The organism is Bacillus sp. AM1(2019) (assembly GCF_009906915.1).
Lineage (GTDB): Bacteria > Bacillota > Bacilli > Bacillales > Bacillaceae > Bacillus > Bacillus velezensis.
In genome coordinates this window covers 446,256-462,401 of sequence record NZ_CP047644.1, presented here as the reverse complement: position 1 = coordinate 462,401, position 16,146 = coordinate 446,256, and the positions used below count along the sequence as shown (strand labels likewise).

The window sequence follows — 16,146 nt, the reverse complement described above, 5'->3', positions numbered from 1 at the left end:
CGGTGTCATCATCCATGAGACAGAACAAACGCTGGCTCATCTTTTTGCTGTTCCTTGTTTTGATTCCGAAAACAAGCTTCGCCCACGCCTACATCACAAACTCAAATCCGGGTGAGAACAGCGAATTAAAACAAGCGCCGAAGCAGATTGAAATTGAGTTTAATGAACAGATTGAAGAAGGCTTCCACTCCATTAAGGTCTATAATTCATCCGGCGAACGGGTTGACGCGGGCAAAACGGTGATTCAAAAAAATGATGCCCGCATCATGACCGCGGCATTGAAAAAAAACCTGCCGCATGATATTTACAGAGCGGAATGGAACGCGGTATCGGCCGACGGACATCCGGTATCCGGCGTCATCCCTTTCAGTATCGGAAAAGCCGGCGGAGAACTTCAGGAGCAGACATCATCGCAAGCGGCGCTTCATCCCGAAGCGGCCATCGACCGCGGTATTTTGTACACCGCTCTCTCCCTGTTTATCGGCACGGCTTTTTTCCATCTGTTTTGGTACAGAAATAATAAAGATTCATCAAAAGCAAAACGAACTGTAAAGCTGCTCGTGATTTCTTTGTGTTTAACGGGGCTCGCGCTTATCTGCCAGCTCCCGATCCAGACGAAAGAAAACGCGGGCGGCGCTTGGAGCGCCGCGTTTCAGCCGGACTATGTAAAAGAAACGCTTCTGAAAACGGCAGGCGGGTACGTCTGGATGATCCAGATCAGCTTATTTATCCTGCTCGCCCTGTCCATGATCCCGCTGTTGAAGAAGAAAGCATTCCGGTCATTTGCGTACTGGACGGCGCCGCTTTTGTTCTTCTTCGCTTCGCTTTTGGCAAAAGCATTCGCCGGGCATGCGGCCGTTATCGACGAAAAAGCGGTCGGCATCGCAATGGACTTTCTCCATTTATCGGCCGCGTCTGTATGGATGGGCGGTATCGCCGCGCTTGTGCTGCTTCTTTCATCAGAGTGGAGAAAACCCGATAAAACCATCGCTTGGGAAACGGTCAGACGGTTTTCTCCTTGGGCGTTCGCCTCTGTCGGCGTGCTGTTATTTTCAGGTGTGCTGAACGGATTTTTCATTATCCGCACGTTTGATTCACTCTTTCACACCGCTTACGGTAAGACGCTCCTTTTGAAAATCGGACTGTTTGTCATCATGCTTGCGCTCGGCGCCGTTCACGTATGGATGACGAAGTTCAGCAGAAAAAGGAGCATCAGCGCAACGATAAAGGCCGAATGGGCACTAGGCATCGCGGTATTATTCACAACCGCCGTCTTCACAAGCCTGCCCAGCCCGCCGCCGCCTGCGCCATTGCCTTTTAACGGCTCAGAAACGATCGGAAACGGGGAGACCCTGTCCTTGCACATTACGCCGAACCAGCCGGGTAAAAATGAATTTCAAGTCATTGTCACCGATCACAACGGCAGCTTGGTAAAAGACATTCAGCAATTTACGGTCACTGTTTACCAGACGGGCTTCAGCGGCAAACAGCATGAAAGCACCTTTGATTTGAAGAAGACGAAGGAAGGCACATTCGAAGCCGCCAACCTGTCCATCACCGAAAAGGGAAACTGGAAGATCAAAGTCCACGGGCTGACAAACGATTTTAATGAAATCAACCAAATATTCTCAACGACAAACTAAGGAGTGTATCTCATGTTGAAAAAAAAGGCTTTATTATTCATATCCGCCGTGACCCTGTCACTCGTCGGTTTTACGGCGACAGCAAGCGCCCACGTCTCAGTCAAACCCGCGGAATCCGCGGCCGGTTCTTGGGAAACGTACACGATGAAAGTGCCTGTGGAAAAGAATGAGCCGACAACGAAAGTCGTGCTGAAAATGCCCGCCGGCGTTGAATTTCAGCAGTATCAGCCGATTCCGGGCTGGAAAACATCCGTATCCAAACATGATGACAAAGCGGTCTCCGTCACTTGGGAAGCAAAGGACGGCGGCATTCAGCCGGGCCAATTCCAGCAGTTCACGTTCGTTGCGAAAAATCCTGAAAAGAGCGGAGATGCCGCTTGGGACGCTTACCAATATTACAAAGACGGCAGCATTGTAGAATGGACGGGTGATGAGAAAGCCGACACGCCCCACTCGATTACGAAAATCACGAAATCGGCCAGCGTGACGGATGCGCACGGAGCTGAACAGTCAAACGAAGAAAGCAAATCCAAATCCGGCGTATCAGCGCTTGATATTGCGGCCATCGTTCTGTCAGCTGCGGCGATTATCCTTTCCATCGCGGCGCTTGTAAAGAAAAAACGCGCGTAAGCAAAAAGCGATCCGGCTCTAAAGAGCCTGCGATCGCTTTTTTTCTTATCCGCGTCCTGCCTGGAATGACGGATATTTTGTCATTCCGCCGTCAGCAAACAGCGTAATGCCGGTTACGTAGCTTGATTCCTTTGAGGCGAGCCAGACGGCGACAGCCGCGATTTCTTCCGGCTCACCGATATATCCCATCGGAATCATGCTTTCCACATCTTTTCTCTGAACGGGATCCGCAAATTTTTCCGCGTTGATCGGCGTATTGATGGCGCCCGGCCCGATGTTGTTGACACGGATGCGCTTCGGCGCGTACTCAAGCGCCAGCGTTTCCGTCATCAATTTGATGCCGCCTTTACTTGCCGCGTAGTGAACAAACAGCGGCCATGGAATCATTTCATGTACGCTTGACATGTTAATGACGTTTCCTTGAATATCATTCTCTACGTAATATTTAATGGCTTCGCGGCTTCCTAAGAAAGCGCCGGTCAGATTGGTATTGATGACTTTGTTCCAGTCTTTGAGCGGCATTTCATGCGACTGAACCGGATTTTCCATGCCGGCGTTATTGATCATGACATCCAATGTGCCAAATTCCTTCACTGCGGTCTGCACGATGTTTTTGACATCTTCTTCTTTTGTGACGTCTCCTTGAATGATGACCGCTTCGCCTCCCGCTTTTTGAATCTCTTCTTTAACGGTTTGGGCGTCTTTTTCATTACTATAGTAGTTAACCACGACTTTCGCCTGCTCCTGTCCGAAGCGGATCGCCATCGCTTTTCCTAATCCTGATGAAGCTCCCGTAATGGCAACGACTTTTCCTTTTAAATCCGTGTACATGTTCAAACCTCCTGCATATGTTATGAATTTGATTTCGCAACGCCTAAGAATACCGCGGCCACAATGATCAGGATAATCCCGATGGCAATGGCGACCAGCTGACGCTTCGTTTTGCTCTCACGGAGAATGAAGATTCCGCCGAGCGTGCTGATGACGATCCCCATTTGAGAGAGGGAAAAACTTGTCGCAACTCCGACGCGCGGCTGTGAGATGAACAGAAACATATTCCCGAGCGCCCAGATGATTCCCGGCAGAATGTTCTTGAGGGCGTACTTATTAAACGGTTTATGCTTGTACGTCAGGAGCAGTCCCCCGATGACCATCCCGATCGCCTGCGGCAGAAGCGCTGACCATCCGGATACGCCGAACAGCCGGGCCACAACGACATAGACCAAATAACCGAGCGTGGAGATCAGCAGGATGACAATGCCTTTTTTAAAGTTTCCCGGTTCTCCGTCCGCCCGCCCCTTTTTATCTTCTAAAGATGTGAGCACAATCCCGATGATGATAAAAATAAGGGCGAGAATACCCAGCGTAATCGCGATCGGGGTTGACCATTCTTTGAATACGATCACACCGAACAAAGAAGTCGAGACGAGCTGCATTCCCGTTGATATCGGCATCGTTTTTGAAACGCCCATCAGCTGTATGCTTTTAAGCTGATTGCTTTGGCCGAGCGACCAAAACAGTCCCGAGATGATGCCGACAATAAAAATGCGCCCAGACAGCACCGGGTGGACAAACAGATACAGCACAAACGAAACGATGAGCGCCCCGATTGTCGTTCCCAGCGTCTGGCTGTAAGGCCCGCCGCCTAATTTGACGTTAAATAACACGATGCTCCCCCAAAATAAAGCCGGGAGAAGAGCCAGTAATATATCCATGATGGCGACCTTCTTTCAATCGTATTTGCTGTTATTTTGTCTGGAATCGAACCGATTATTCCCGCAAGATCAAAAAAGCCTGCCGGGCGATATTCACCGGCAGACTGCTCAATAAAAACAGCCCCGCTTAGAAGCGGGGCTTTCTTTTCGGCTCATTAAAGTCCGATAGACATGTATTTGGTTTCCAGGTACGGTTCAATGCCTTCCGTACCGCCTTCACGGCCGATGCCGCTTTCTTTCATTCCTCCGAACGGCGCTTGAACCGCGGACGGACCGCCGTCATTCCAGCCGATGATGCCGTATTCAAGCTGTTCAGAAATATAGATGCCGCGGCGGTAGTTTTCTGTGAAGAAATAAGCCGCAAGCCCGAACGGCGTATCGTTCGCAAGCTTGATCGCTTCATCAATATCTGAGAACGTAACGATCGGCGCAACCGGGCCGAATGTTTCTTCATGCATGATGTTCATGGATGTATCTACGTTTGACAGCACGGTCGGCGTCACGAAATAGCATCCTTTTTCATCGTTTTGGTCATACGTTCCGCCCGTCAGCACTTTTGCGCCTTTTTCCACGGCGTCATTAATTTGGCCGACGATTTTATCGAAGCCTTTTTTGTTGATGACAGGGCCGACGTTTACGCCTTTTTCAAGACCGTTTCCGACTTTGAGTTTCGCAGCTTCTTCACTCAGTTTTTTCGCAAACTCGTCTTTTACGGATTCGTGTACGATCAGCCGGTTCGCACAGACGCAGGTTTGGCCGGCGTTTCTGAATTTAGAGGCCATTGTTTGGGCTACCGCCAGATCAAGATCAGCGGCTTCATCCACAATCAGCGGCGCATGTCCGCCAAGCTCCATTGACATATGTTTTACGGTGTCGGCGCTGTTTTTCATCAGGATTTTGCCGACAGGCGTTGAGCCGGTAAAGGTAATTTTGCGGATTTTCGGGCTGCTGGTGAAGACGTTTCCGATTTCAGCTCCGTCACCGATCACCACTTGCAGCACGTCCTTCGGAATTCCCGCTTCATATGCGAGACGCGCAAGGGCGTAAGCGGAAAGCGGCGTATCCTCCGCCGGTTTGATGATGAACGTACAGCCTGCCGCCAAAGCGGGCGCGGCTTTTCTTGTAATCATCGCATTCGGGAAATTCCACGGCGTGATCGCGGCTACCGGGCCGACCGCCTGACGGGTGACGACAATCCGTTTGCCCGTTGTCGGCGCAGGTACGGTTCTGCCGTAAATCCGTTTTGCTTCTTCGGCGAACCATTCAATATAGCCGGCGCCGTATAAAACTTCTCCGACCGCTTCTTCGTACGGTTTGCCGTTTTCTTTCGTAATTAATTCCGCAAGTTCTTCTTTATTTTCAACAATCAGCTCATACCATTTTCTCAAAAGTGAGGCTCGTTCTCCCGCTGATGTTTTGGACCATGATTGAAACGCTTGATGTGAACGTTCAATCGCTTTTTCAACATCATCGGCCGTCTGCTGGGGGATGCTTTCGATCGCCTCTCCCGTTGCCGGGTTGTACACTGTTAATTGTTCTGGCATATTGAACATTCCTTTCTTTCCTATAGTAAAACCATTGAATGCTTGTTGATGTATCTCACACTTTCATGATAGCAGACACATCCGGCGGCATTCCAATAATTGAACTCACAGAGCTGCTTCGATAATGGAAAGGCCTTCTTTGAGCTGCTCATCCGTCACCACAAGCGGCGTCAGGAATCTGATAATGTTGCCGTTAATGCCGGCCGTCAGCAGCAGCAGTCCGTTCTCGTTCGCCGTTTTAGCGATCGCCGCGGCTTTTGCTTTGTCCGGTTCCCGCGTGTGCGGATCTTTGACAATTTCGATGGCCGCCATCGCGCCGAGTCTGCGCACTTCTCCGATGCAGGCATGCTCTTTTTTCCACTCGAGCGCTTGATGCTCGATGATCCGGCCGATCTCTTCGGAACGCTGATTCAGCCCTTCTTCTTCAATAATATCCAAGACCGCGAGCGCAGCCGCACATCCGAGAGGGCTTCCCGCATATGTGCCCCCGAGTTCACCCGGCGCGGCGGCATCAAGCATTTCCGCCCGGCCGATGACGCCGCTCAGCGGCAATCCGGCCGCAAGTGATTTGGATACGGTGATCAAATCCGGAACGGCTTCGAAATGTTCAATCGCGAAATACGTTCCCGTTCTGGCAAAACCGGTCTGAATCTCATCCGCTACAAAAACGATACCGTGTTTTTTACAAAAAGCGGCGACGTGCTGCACGAAATGTTTTGAAGGAATGATGAAGCCGCCTTCTCCCTGAACCGGCTCCATTACGACACAGGCGACGGTTTCCGGTGCAACTGCGGCGATAAAGAAATCCTCAAAAGCGCTGATGATAAAGTCGTCATACTGCTCGTTAGTCATGCCGGCCGGCTTTTGATAATAGTAAGGAAACGGCGCTTGATATACCTCTGAGGCAAACGGGCCGAAACCGAATTTATAAGGCTTCACCTTGCTCGTCATGCTCATCGTCATGTTCGTGCGGCCGTGGAACCCTCTTGTAAATGACACGACAGCCTGGCGCTTCGTATATTTTCTGGCGATTTTCACGGCGTTTTCCACCGCTTCCGCCCCCGAATTGAGAAAAATCGCTTTTTTCGCATGATCTCCCGGCGCAAGGGCGCAAAGTTTTTCGGCCAGCTCAATATAAGACGGATACATCATGACGTTAAATCCCGGGTGAATCAGATCCTCCGCCTGTTTCTTCACGGCCTCCACCACTTTCGGATGGGAATGGCCGACATTCAGCGTTCCGATCGCTCCGGCAAAATCAATGAATCGTCTGCCGTCCAAATCGTACAAAAGCGCCCCTTCCCCTTTTACCGCCATGCTGCGGTTTCCGTTGCCGACCCCCTTGGAAACGAATTGATCCCGTTTTTGCTGCCACTGGGCTGTTGTCACTTCCGATGATGCTGTTCGACTCATAGATTCCATCCCCCTATATTGTTTTCTTATCATTCTGACTTCTTTTTGGTATGATGAAAAGTACCAAAATCAATTTTTCCATGGTGTCAGAAAGGAGCAGGGTCTGGATGCTGACGATTTCCATTGATCATTCGGAAACGGCGGATTATATATACCAGCAGATCTATCAGCACATAAAAGCGGCCGTTTTGAAACGCAGCCTGATGCCTCATACAAAGGTGCCGTCTAAACGGGAGCTTGCCGAGACGCTGAAGGTCAGCGTGAATTCAGTGAATTCAGCTTATCAGCAGCTGCTTTCGGAAGGTTATTTATATGCAGTCGAAAGAAAAGGCTTTTTCGTGGAGGAAATTGATACGGTTTATCATGAAGAAACGCCTTCGCTCTCATTGCCTGAAGATTTAAAAGAGCGGGAGCCGGATAAGAGCGGCTGGATTTCGTTTTCTCATATGAGCGTGGATACGGCGCATTTTCCCCTGAAAAGCTGGTTCCGCTGTGAGCATAAAGCAGCCGCCCGTTCATTTCATACACTCGGAGACCTCGTCCATCCGCAAGGCTTATATAAAGTCCGTGAAACCATTTCGCGGCTTATTTCCCTGACAAGGGGCGTTACATGCCGCCCGGAACAAATCGTGCTCGGGGCGGGCACGCAAATGCTGATGCAGCTGCTGACGGAACTGCTGCCAAAAGACGCGCTGTACGCCATGGAGAACCCGGGATATATGAGGATGTACCGGCTGCTGCAAAACCTCGGGAAAAAGGTTGCGACGATCAGCCTTGATGAAAAAGGCATGTCCATGGCCGAAATCGAAAAACGCCGGCCCTGTGTATTGATCACCACGCCTTCCCATCAATTCCCCTCAGGCGTGATCATGCCCGCTTCCCGGCGGATTCAGCTTTTAAACTGGGCCGCCGAACAGAACGGCCGCTTCATCATTGAAGATGATTATGACAGTGAATTTAAATATGACGCCGATACGATACCGGCGCTTCAAAGCCTTGACCGGTTTCAAAATGTCATCTACATGGGGACCTTTTCAAAATCCCTTTTCCCAGGTCTGCGCATCAGCTATATGGTTCTGCCGCCCGGGCTTTTGCGGACGTTCAAAGAGAGAACGTATGACCTGCATACGTGCAGCACGCTTGCCCAGCTCGCGCTGAAAGAATTTATCGACTCAGGTGAATATCAGAAACATATTAAAAAGATGAAGCAGCATTATAAGAACATGCGGGAACGCCTCATTTCGGCTTTGGAAGAAACATTCGGAGAAAGAATCAGTGTAAAGGGCGCCAATGCGGGGCTTCATTTTGTCACTGAGTTTGACTGCGCCCGTTCAGAAAAAGAGATATTGGCACGGGCGGATGCAGAACAGCTCGATCTGTTTGCGATGAGCCGGTTCCGTCTGAAAGCAGGAGGCGATTCAAATAAGCCGCAGCTCATTCTGGGGTTCGCCCGCCTGAAGGAGAGCGATATTCAAGAAGGCGTCCTCAGGCTTTACCGGGCGGTTTTCGGCGCATAAAAAAACCCCCGGAATTCGGGGACTTATTTACCAGCGGTCCGGTTCTGTCTGCAAAATCGCCTCCAGCAGGCCGGGAAACGCCGCTTGTAAATCATCTTTGCGCAGGGAATAATAACGGTGCTTCCCGTCTATGCGCACTTGGGCGATCCCCGCTTCCCGCAGCACTTTGAAGTGATGGGACAGCGTTGATTTGGCGACCCGGACATCAGCGCAGGTGCCGCACGTTTTTTCTGTTGTTTCCGCCAATTGTTTGACCAGCTCTAAGCGGAGCGGATCACTCAGAGCATGAAGAACCTTTGTCAACTGTAAGCGGTCGGTTTCAGGATGGTTTGGAATGTTCATGAGTCAAATGTAACACATAAAAGCGGCGGGTGACAATTTAGGCGGTGAGGGTTTTTCCTTTACCATTCACTGCGAAACATGTTACAGTTAGTTCGATAATATTCGAACTATAACAAATAAACCCAATCAGGAGGAATAACAATGATCGTCTTACAGGCTTACATGAAAGTAAAAGCGGATAAACGCGAGGAATTTTTAGGAGAAGCGCAATCACTTGTTCAGCATTCACGCGCGGAAGAAGGAAATGTGCAATACGACCTTTTCGAAAAAGTCGGTGAGGAAAATACATTCGTTATGCTTGAGCAATGGAAAGATGAAGAAGCGATGAAATTCCACAACGCAACTGACCATTTCCAAGGATTCGTGGCAAAAGCAAAAGAAGTGCTGAGTGCGCCGCTTGACGTCGTCCGCACAGAACTGTCAGAGTAACGAAAGGATGAATGACATGAACGAAGTCCTTCAAATATTAACAGACCACCGTTCCATCCGCAGCTACACAGATGAACCCGTATCGGATGAGCAGCTGGATCTTATCATCCAAGCAACTCAGGCAGCGCCGACTTCCATTAACGGCCAGCAATTTACCGTTATTGCGGTGAAAGATAAGGAGCGGAAGAAAAAAATATCCGAATTGGCCGGCGGCCAGCCGTGGATTGACCAAGCGCCTGTTTTCCTTTTATTCTGCGCTGATTTTAACCGCGCCAAAATTGCGCTTGAAGAATATAATGATACACCGCTTGAGATCACGAACGGTTTAGAGTCCGTTCTAGTCGGAGCCGTAGATGTCGGGATTGCGCTGGGTACGGCAACGGCTGCGGCTGAATCAATGGGACTCGGCACTGTGCCGATCGGCGCCGTGCGCGGCAAGCCTGACGAACTCATTGAATTGCTGAAACTTCCGAAATACGTTTTCCCGGTTTCCGGTCTCGTCATCGGCCATCCGGCAGACCGCTCCGCAAAAAAACCGCGTCTGCCGCAAGCAGCCGTTCTGCATCATGAAACGTATCAAGAAGAAGATGTAAGAACCCATATCGAGGCCTATGACAAGCAGATGTCCGAATACATGAAAAAACGCACCGACGGACAGGAAACAAGAAACTGGTCACAAGGCATCACTTCCTACTATAAGCAGGTTTATTATCCTCACATTCGTGAAATGCTTGAAAAACAAGGATTTAAGACGGATAAATAAACGTATCAGCCTGCCGGAACACTCCGGCAGGTTTTTTCTATTTCTCAAACAAAAGCGTTGACACTATGTAAAAATTTTTGTTAATATTTTCATCATATACTCATTGGTTTTCTGTGAACCGATGGGTTTTCTATTGTGACGAAAGAAGGAATCTGGGCTTATGAATGATAAGAAAACGGATATTCTGCTGGCGGCAAGGAAGCTTTTTTCCGGGAAAAGCTTTTCGTCGGTTTCGATGCAGGCGATCGCAGAGGAGTGCAAAGTCTCCAAAGCATCTTTATATAAGCTGTTTGAATCAAAGGAAGACCTGCTCCTGGAGCTGCTCGATTTTAACCAGAAACAGATGGTAGCGGCCGCTTCATTATTGAATGAAGAAACGAGCCTCTCCCCTGAGGAACGGTTTGCCAAAAAACTGATGGCTGAGCTTGAAGGCTTCAGGCGCAATCAGCAGTTTTTTAATATGCTGATGTACGGAAGCCCCTCTTCCATTAATGAGCGGGTAAAACGGCATATTCACAGGGCCCGCTCCACCTTTATCTGCTGGCATCGCGATTCACTGATTCAGACGTACGGCGAAGACATTATTCCTTATGTATGGGAGCTGGTGATCGTCCTGCAGGGGCTCCTGAGAGAATGCATCACGCTGATTAAGCTGGAAAAAGAACCGCTCGCTCTGGAGCCGCTCACAGACTTTATCATCCGCCATCTCAATCTCATCGTCGAAAACAGGAAAACCGAAACGGCTTTGCCTCAGGAGATGATTGACCTTTATACCGCCTCCGCTTCCTCATTTGAGCCGAAAGACAAAACCGTATTGCTGGCTGAAAGCCTGAAGGAACTGAAAGAAGCTGTCTCAGCCCTTCCGGAGGAAAAATATGATGCCGCAGGACTCGCTTCCGCGGCGGTTATGCTGGAGAAAGAATCAGCGGACAAACAGCCGCGGGATTTTCTTATAAAAGCGCTCATCGGTTATTTGGAGCAGGCCGGACCGCTGCACCAGCCGCTTGCAGCCGTTAAAACATTGCTCAAACTATAAAGAAAGAAGGAATCAGCTTGAATAAGAGTATTAAAACTGCACCATACAACCGCTCTGTCATTGTCGGGATTCTTTTGGCGGGAGCGTTCGTCGCCATTTTGAACCAGACACTGCTTATCACGGCGCTGCCGCACATTATGAATGACTTCAATATAGATGCCAACAAAGCGCAATGGCTGACAACATCGTTTATGCTGACGAACGGGATTTTAATCCCGATTACCGCATTTTTAATAGAGAAATTTACGAGCCGCACCCTCCTGATTTCCGCTATGAGTATTTTCACGGCGGGCACCATTGTCGGCGCATTCGCCCCGAACTTTCCGGTGCTCTTAACGGCCCGGATTATTCAGGCGGCCGGCGCCGGAATTATGCTGCCGCTCATGCAGACGGTATTTCTCACGATTTTCCCGATGGAAAAGCGCGGCCGCGCCATGGGTATGGTCGGCTTGGTTATTTCGTTCGCGCCGGCGATCGGCCCGACGCTTTCCGGATGGGCGGTTGAAGCATTCTCTTGGCGGTCTTTGTTTTACATCATCTTCCCGATCGCAGTCATCGATTTGCTTTTAGCGATTATTCTGATGAAAAACGTCACGACATTACGAGAAACACAGATTGATATTTTATCCGTGATCTTATCGACCCTCGGATTCGGCGGGCTGCTTTACGGCTTCTCAAGCGCCGGTTCATCAGGGTGGACCAGTACTGAAGTGCTGACTTCGCTGCTTGTCGGAGCGGTCGCGCTGATTTTCTTTATCGCAAGACAGATGAAGCTCAAAAAACCGATGCTGGAATTCCGCGTGTTTTCTTTCGGGATTTTCAGCCTGACCACCCTGCTCGGAACGCTTGTTTTCGCGCTGCTGATCGGAACGGAAACCATTCTCCCGCTTTACACGCAAAAAGTCCGGGGCGTATCCGCGTTTGATACCGGATTAATGCTTTTGCCGGGCGCGATTGTGATGGGGATGATGTCTCCGTTTATCGGCCGGGTGTTTGACAAAATCGGCGGAAAAGGCCTTGCGATGACCGGATTCTTCATCATCCTGCTCACGTCCCTGCCGTTTATGAATCTGACGGACTCGACGTCTCTCATTTGGATTGTCGTCGTTTATACCGCGCGGCTTTTGGGAACAGCCATGATTATGATGCCGGTAACGACAGCGGGAATCAACGCCCTGCCGCGCCACTTAATTCCGCACGGCACAGCCATGAACAATACCGTCCGCCAAGTCGGCGGTTCTATCGGTACGGCACTTTTAGTTTCCGTGATGAGCAGCCAGGCCGCGCACGCAAATGCGTCAACTCCGGCAAACGCCGCCCTGCACGGCATGAATGCGGCATTTGTCGTAGCCGCCTGCATCGCGCTGGCCGGCTTCCTCCTATCTTTTATATTGAAGAAAAAACCGCGTCAGCCCGAGCAGCAGCAGGCCGTTACGCGGTAAACCAAAAAGAACCCGATCACGTATGTGACCGGGTTCTTTTTTTACTTCTCGATTCCGTCTTTTACTTCTTTCACCATTTGCGCCATGGATTCCAGGCCGCCTCCTGATAAATACCATGTAGCTGAATCAAGGTAGACAACATGGTTGTTTTTCACGGCTTTCACCGATTTTACATAATCATTCTCAACCACTTGTTTTGTTGAAGATTTTGTGCCGATCGCTGTTCCGCGGTCAACGACAAACATGTAATCAGGGTTTGTTTTGGCGATATATTCATAGGAAATGCTTTGTCCGTGCAGTGAGGCTTCAATGTTTTTGTCAGCCGGTTTGACGCCGAACACATCATGAATGAAGCCGTATCTTGATTTAGATCCGAACGCGCTGATTTTGCCGTCGTTCGCCATCACCACTAACCCGTTTTTATCCGTGCTGCTTGTCTTTTTCTTCAGATCCGCAATGGATTTGTCAATTTTCGCAAGCTTATCTTTCACTTCATTTTCTTTGTTAAAGATTTTGCCGATCACTTCGGTGTTGTGCTTGAATCTGTCAACGTAGTTTGTATAGTCATCATCAAGATAAATCGTCGGCGCGATTTTTGAGAACTCTTTATAAGAATCAGATTGTCTGTGGGCGATAATGATTAAATCCGGATCAATATCCGCGACTTTTTCAAAATCCGGTTCTTTTAAACCGCCGGTATTGGCGTATTTATCACTTTTATATGAAGATAAGTATTTTGGAAGGTTTTGTTTCGGAAGTCCCGCCACGTGATCCTGTAAACCGAGTTCATCCATCGTGTCCAGCATTCCGAAGTTGAATACGACGACTTTTTTCGGATTCTTCGGCACTTTGACTCCTTCTTTGTTCAGGTCATCTTTGATTGTGATTGTTTCTTTTGATTTGCCTGATGTTTTGTCCCCGTTTCCGCATGCAGAAACAACAAAAATCGTAACTAGCGCAATGAATAGCAATGCGAATTTTTTCATGATTTTCACCTCATCTGGTTTTTAAGAAAAGTACACACCGATCCGCTGACTGTCAATCTCTTGAATCGGGATGGTCATATCATAAATATCTTCAAGCACGGAGGTTTCAATGATCTCCTCCGCCGGCCCTTCTTTGACGATCCGGCCGTTTTTCAGAGCGACGATATGGTCTGAATATACGGATGCGAAGTTGATATCGTGAATCACTACGACGACCGTTTTTCCGAAGTCTTCCACAAGCCGCTTCAGCAGCTTCATCATTTCAACGGAATGCTTCATATCTAAATTGTTCAGCGGCTCATCGAGAAAAATATAGTCGGTATCCTGAGCGATGATCATCGCGATAAATGCCCTCTGGCACTGGCCTCCGCTGAGCTGATCGAGGTATTTATCCTTTAATTCATCCAGCTTCATATAACTGAGGGCCTGGTTGATATGCACCCAATCTTCATCCGTCAGTTTCCCTTGGGAATACGGAAATCTGCCGAAGCTGACCAGGTCTTTAATTGTCAGTCTGATATTGATTTGGTTCGTCTGCTTCAAGATGCTGATTTTTTTCGCCAGATCGTTGCTTTTACAGGCCCCGATCTCTTGCCCGTCGACCGTGATTTCCCCGGAATCCGTCTTAATCAGCCGGCTCATGATAGACAGCAGCGTGCTTTTTCCCGCGCCGTTCGGACCGATAAATGAGGTGAGCCTGCCCTTTTGAATGGATAGAGACGTTTTCTCAAGGACGGTTTTCCCTCCGTATTGTTTGCTTACATTTTTGACCTCTACCATGATTTATTCTCCTTTAACAGCAGATAGATAAAATAAATCCCGCCGGCAAAATTAATGATGACGCTCAGCGTCGTGGAAAACGTGAACACTTTCTCCACGACGAACTGGCCTCCGACGAGCGCGACGATGCTGATCAGGACAGAACCCGCGATTAAATACGTGTGCCTGTAGGTTTTTAAAAACTCTCTCGCCAGATTGACGACAAGCAGTCCTAAAAACATAATCGGCCCCACAAGAGCCGTAGAGACAGACACAAGAATGGCGACGACAATGAGCATCTGTTTCACAAGCTTATCGTAATCAATCCCCAGGTTGACGGCGTGCTCCCTGCCGAGCGACAGCACGTCAAAAAACCGCGTGAACCGCCAGACATAAATGCCCGTCAGAAGAAAGACAGCACCGGCAAACCATAAAAGATCGGTGTTGATATTGTTAAAGCTGGCAAACATTTTGTCCTGAACAACCTGGAACTCATTCGGATCAATCAGCATCTGCATAAAGGATGACAGACTGTTGAACAGCGTGCCGAACACGACGCCGACAAGCAGAAGGAAAAACACGTTCCGCCCCTCGCCTTTAAACATGAGCTGATACAAAACGAGTGACAAGAGCACCATCAGCCCGACGGAGATGACGAAATTAAGATTTTTGTTCATCATGACGATATTCATTGAACCGAACAGGAACACGATGACGGTCTGAATGAGCATATACAGGGAATCGAGGCCTAAAATGCCCGGTGTCAGTATGCGGTTATTTGTAATCGTCTGGAAGATGACCGTTGAAAACGCGATCGCTCCTCCGGTGAGCATCATGGCAAGCACTTTGAAGCATCGTCTCGGCAGGGAGTATTCCCAATTGCCCAGTCCGTAGAACAGGAAGAATCCGATACATATCATGGCGAGCGCCGCCAGCAGCGTAATTTTTTTATTATGACTCATATGCTTTTCTCCTTAACAGCATATACAGGAAGATGCCGCTGCCGATAACACCGACCATCAGGCCGATGGAAATTTCGTACGGGAAAATGATCAACCTTCCCAAAATGTCGCAAAACAGTACAAAAACAGCGCCCAGCAGAGCGGTGTGGGGCAGGCTGCTCCTCAGGTTGTCCCCTTTGTAAATCGACACCATATTGGGAATGATCAAACCGAGAAACGGCAGCATCCCGACGGTCAGGATCACCAGTGAAGCGATGAGCGACACGATAATCAGACCGATATTAACGACGCGTTTGTATTTCAGGCCGAGATTGACGGAAAAGCTCTCTCCCATTCCCGCCACCGTAAATTTATCCGCATACACATAAGCGATGATCACCAGCGGGATACTCAGATATAAAAGCTCATACCGGCCTTTGACGACCAGTGAAAAATCTCCCTGCAGCCAAGATGACAGGTTTTGGATCAGATCGTATTTATATGCGATAAACGTGGCGATTGAGCTGACGATGTTCCCAAGCATTAAACCGACGAGAGGAATAAAAATCGCATCATTGAACTTGATTCTCTCGAGGATTTTCATGAAAAGGAAATTTCCCGCCAACGCGAAAACGAAAGCGATAGACATTTTCACAAGCGGACTCGCTGACGTAAAAAGCATTAATGAAATCAAAATTCCGAGCCTTGCCCAGTCCATCGTTCCCGCAGTCGTCGGCGATACAAATTTATTCCGGCTGATCTGCTGCATGATTAATCCGCAGATGCTCAGGCTCATGCCGGCGATGATAATGCTCACCAAACGCGGCAGCCGGCTGTCAAATAATGTACCTGCCTGTTCTTTATTTAAATGAAAAATATCCAGCGGCGACAAATCTTCTACACCGATAAATATAGAAGTACACGCCAAAACCGCCAGTAGCAAAAGTAAGTAACGTAGCTTCATGCTGCCTCCCTGCACCCATCAC

The 16,146-nt window shown here is 49.1% G+C and carries 16 protein-coding genes; 7 read left to right on the top strand and 9 right to left on the bottom strand.

Annotation, left to right across the window (positions count from 1 at the left end; translation table 11 throughout):
* The first annotated feature begins 14 nt into the window (after window positions 1–14).
* Both GNE05_RS02390 and GNE05_RS02385 read left to right on the top strand, forming a co-directional pair.
* Window positions 15–1,643 carry a copper resistance CopC/CopD family protein gene (locus GNE05_RS02390; RefSeq protein WP_014416914.1) on the top strand — a complete coding sequence of 543 codons (1,629 nt, stop codon included), beginning with the start codon at window positions 15–17 and terminating at the stop codon, window positions 1,641–1,643.
* A gap of 12 nt (window positions 1,644–1,655) precedes the next feature.
* Complete coding sequence (locus GNE05_RS02385) at window positions 1,656–2,273, top strand: YcnI family copper-binding membrane protein (RefSeq protein WP_022552595.1); 618 nt, start codon at window positions 1,656–1,658, stop codon at window positions 2,271–2,273.
* A 45-nt stretch (window positions 2,274–2,318) separates the two neighbouring features.
* Here GNE05_RS02385 and gdh read toward each other — a convergent pair whose 3' ends face one another.
* The 4 genes from gdh to gabT form a co-directional block, all read right to left on the bottom strand.
* Window positions 2,319–3,104, bottom strand: coding sequence for a glucose 1-dehydrogenase (gdh, locus tag GNE05_RS02380; protein WP_015416819.1), 786 nt, complete (start codon window positions 3,102–3,104; stop codon window positions 2,319–2,321).
* 20 nt (window positions 3,105–3,124) lie between these two features.
* Window positions 3,125–3,988 (bottom strand): RhaT/GlcU family sugar-proton symporter, encoded by an 864-nt coding sequence (locus tag GNE05_RS02375; protein WP_060563085.1) that lies wholly within the window; start codon window positions 3,986–3,988, stop codon window positions 3,125–3,127.
* A gap of 155 nt (window positions 3,989–4,143) precedes the next feature.
* Window positions 4,144–5,532 (bottom strand): succinate-semialdehyde dehydrogenase, encoded by a 1,389-nt coding sequence (gene gabD, locus GNE05_RS02370; protein WP_100261603.1) that lies wholly within the window; start codon window positions 5,530–5,532, stop codon window positions 4,144–4,146.
* A gap of 105 nt (window positions 5,533–5,637) precedes the next feature.
* Window positions 5,638–6,945, bottom strand: coding sequence for a 4-aminobutyrate--2-oxoglutarate transaminase (gene gabT / locus GNE05_RS02365; RefSeq protein WP_160182387.1), 1,308 nt, complete (start codon window positions 6,943–6,945; stop codon window positions 5,638–5,640).
* Window positions 6,946–7,052: 107 nt separating this feature from the next.
* On the opposite strand from gabT, the gene gabR reads away from it, so the two are divergent.
* Window positions 7,053–8,462, top strand: coding sequence for a MocR-like transcriptional regulator GabR (gene gabR / locus GNE05_RS02360; protein WP_160182386.1), 1,410 nt, complete (start codon window positions 7,053–7,055; stop codon window positions 8,460–8,462).
* 27 nt (window positions 8,463–8,489) lie between these two features.
* Here the strand turns inward: gabR and GNE05_RS02355 are convergent, their stop codons facing one another.
* Window positions 8,490–8,804: an ArsR/SmtB family transcription factor gene (locus tag GNE05_RS02355; RefSeq protein ID WP_003156322.1), complete on the bottom strand. Its 315-nt coding sequence runs from the start codon at window positions 8,802–8,804 to the stop codon at window positions 8,490–8,492.
* Between the two features lie 141 nt (window positions 8,805–8,945).
* Between GNE05_RS02355 and GNE05_RS02350 the strand changes: the two genes are divergently transcribed.
* The 4 genes from GNE05_RS02350 (at window position 8,946) to GNE05_RS02335 (ending at window position 12,474) form a co-directional block, all read left to right on the top strand.
* On the top strand, window positions 8,946–9,233 hold the full coding sequence (locus GNE05_RS02350; RefSeq protein ID WP_003156323.1) for a putative quinol monooxygenase: 288 nt from the start codon (window positions 8,946–8,948) through the stop codon (window positions 9,231–9,233).
* Window positions 9,234–9,249: 16 nt separating this feature from the next.
* Window positions 9,250–9,996, top strand: a complete 747-nt coding sequence (nfsA, locus tag GNE05_RS02345; RefSeq protein WP_015416815.1) for an oxygen-insensitive NADPH nitroreductase — start codon at window positions 9,250–9,252, stop codon at window positions 9,994–9,996.
* A gap of 160 nt (window positions 9,997–10,156) precedes the next feature.
* Window positions 10,157–11,032, top strand: coding sequence for a TetR/AcrR family transcriptional regulator (locus tag GNE05_RS02340; RefSeq protein ID WP_003156326.1), 876 nt, complete (start codon window positions 10,157–10,159; stop codon window positions 11,030–11,032).
* A 17-nt stretch (window positions 11,033–11,049) separates the two neighbouring features.
* Window positions 11,050–12,474 (top strand): MDR family MFS transporter, encoded by a 1,425-nt coding sequence (locus GNE05_RS02335; RefSeq protein ID WP_017419270.1) that lies wholly within the window; start codon window positions 11,050–11,052, stop codon window positions 12,472–12,474.
* 41 nt (window positions 12,475–12,515) lie between these two features.
* Here the strand turns inward: GNE05_RS02335 and GNE05_RS02330 are convergent, their stop codons facing one another.
* The 4 genes from GNE05_RS02330 to GNE05_RS02315 are packed head-to-tail and all read right to left on the bottom strand — an operon-like array spanning window position 12,516 to window position 16,124.
* Complete coding sequence (locus GNE05_RS02330) at window positions 12,516–13,460, bottom strand: siderophore ABC transporter substrate-binding protein (protein WP_012116805.1); 945 nt, start codon at window positions 13,458–13,460, stop codon at window positions 12,516–12,518.
* A gap of 21 nt (window positions 13,461–13,481) precedes the next feature.
* Entirely contained in the window at window positions 13,482–14,240 is a 759-nt protein-coding gene (locus GNE05_RS02325) for an iron ABC transporter ATP-binding protein (protein WP_012116804.1), read from the bottom strand.
* Window positions 14,234–15,181 carry an iron chelate uptake ABC transporter family permease subunit gene (locus GNE05_RS02320; protein WP_014416905.1) on the bottom strand — a complete coding sequence of 316 codons (948 nt, stop codon included), beginning with the start codon at window positions 15,179–15,181 and terminating at the stop codon, window positions 14,234–14,236. The genes GNE05_RS02325 and GNE05_RS02320 overlap by 7 nt, the downstream gene beginning before the upstream one ends.
* Window positions 15,171–16,124: an ABC transporter permease gene (locus tag GNE05_RS02315; RefSeq protein ID WP_014416904.1), complete on the bottom strand. Its 954-nt coding sequence runs from the start codon at window positions 16,122–16,124 to the stop codon at window positions 15,171–15,173. The genes GNE05_RS02320 and GNE05_RS02315 overlap by 11 nt, the downstream gene beginning before the upstream one ends.
* Between the last annotated feature and the right edge of the window lie 22 nt (window positions 16,125–16,146).

Coding starts and splice junctions, on each gene's coding strand:
- gabT (WP_160182387.1), bottom strand. CDS start 6,945: ATGAGTCGAACAGCATCATCGGAAGTGACAACAGCCCAGTGGCAGCAA.
- GNE05_RS02330 (WP_012116805.1), bottom strand. CDS start 13,460: ATGAAAAAATTCGCATTGCTATTCATTGCGCTAGTTACGATTTTTGTT.
- GNE05_RS02385 (WP_022552595.1), top strand. CDS start 1,656: ATGTTGAAAAAAAAGGCTTTATTATTCATATCCGCCGTGACCCTGTCA.
- GNE05_RS02340 (WP_003156326.1), top strand. CDS start 10,157: ATGAATGATAAGAAAACGGATATTCTGCTGGCGGCAAGGAAGCTTTTT.
- GNE05_RS02390 (WP_014416914.1), top strand. CDS start 15: ATGAGACAGAACAAACGCTGGCTCATCTTTTTGCTGTTCCTTGTTTTG.
- GNE05_RS02355 (WP_003156322.1), bottom strand. CDS start 8,804: ATGAACATTCCAAACCATCCTGAAACCGACCGCTTACAGTTGACAAAG.
- GNE05_RS02315 (WP_014416904.1), bottom strand. CDS start 16,124: ATGAAGCTACGTTACTTACTTTTGCTACTGGCGGTTTTGGCGTGTACT.
- GNE05_RS02350 (WP_003156323.1), top strand. CDS start 8,946: ATGATCGTCTTACAGGCTTACATGAAAGTAAAAGCGGATAAACGCGAG.
- GNE05_RS02375 (WP_060563085.1), bottom strand. CDS start 3,988: ATGGATATATTACTGGCTCTTCTCCCGGCTTTATTTTGGGGGAGCATC.
- gabD (WP_100261603.1), bottom strand. CDS start 5,532: ATGCCAGAACAATTAACAGTGTACAACCCGGCAACGGGAGAGGCGATC.
- GNE05_RS02320 (WP_014416905.1), bottom strand. CDS start 15,181: ATGAGTCATAATAAAAAAATTACGCTGCTGGCGGCGCTCGCCATGATA.
- gabR (WP_160182386.1), top strand. CDS start 7,053: ATGCTGACGATTTCCATTGATCATTCGGAAACGGCGGATTATATATAC.
- GNE05_RS02325 (WP_012116804.1), bottom strand. CDS start 14,240: ATGGTAGAGGTCAAAAATGTAAGCAAACAATACGGAGGGAAAACCGTC.
- nfsA (WP_015416815.1), top strand. CDS start 9,250: ATGAACGAAGTCCTTCAAATATTAACAGACCACCGTTCCATCCGCAGC.
- gdh (WP_015416819.1), bottom strand. CDS start 3,104: ATGTACACGGATTTAAAAGGAAAAGTCGTTGCCATTACGGGAGCTTCA.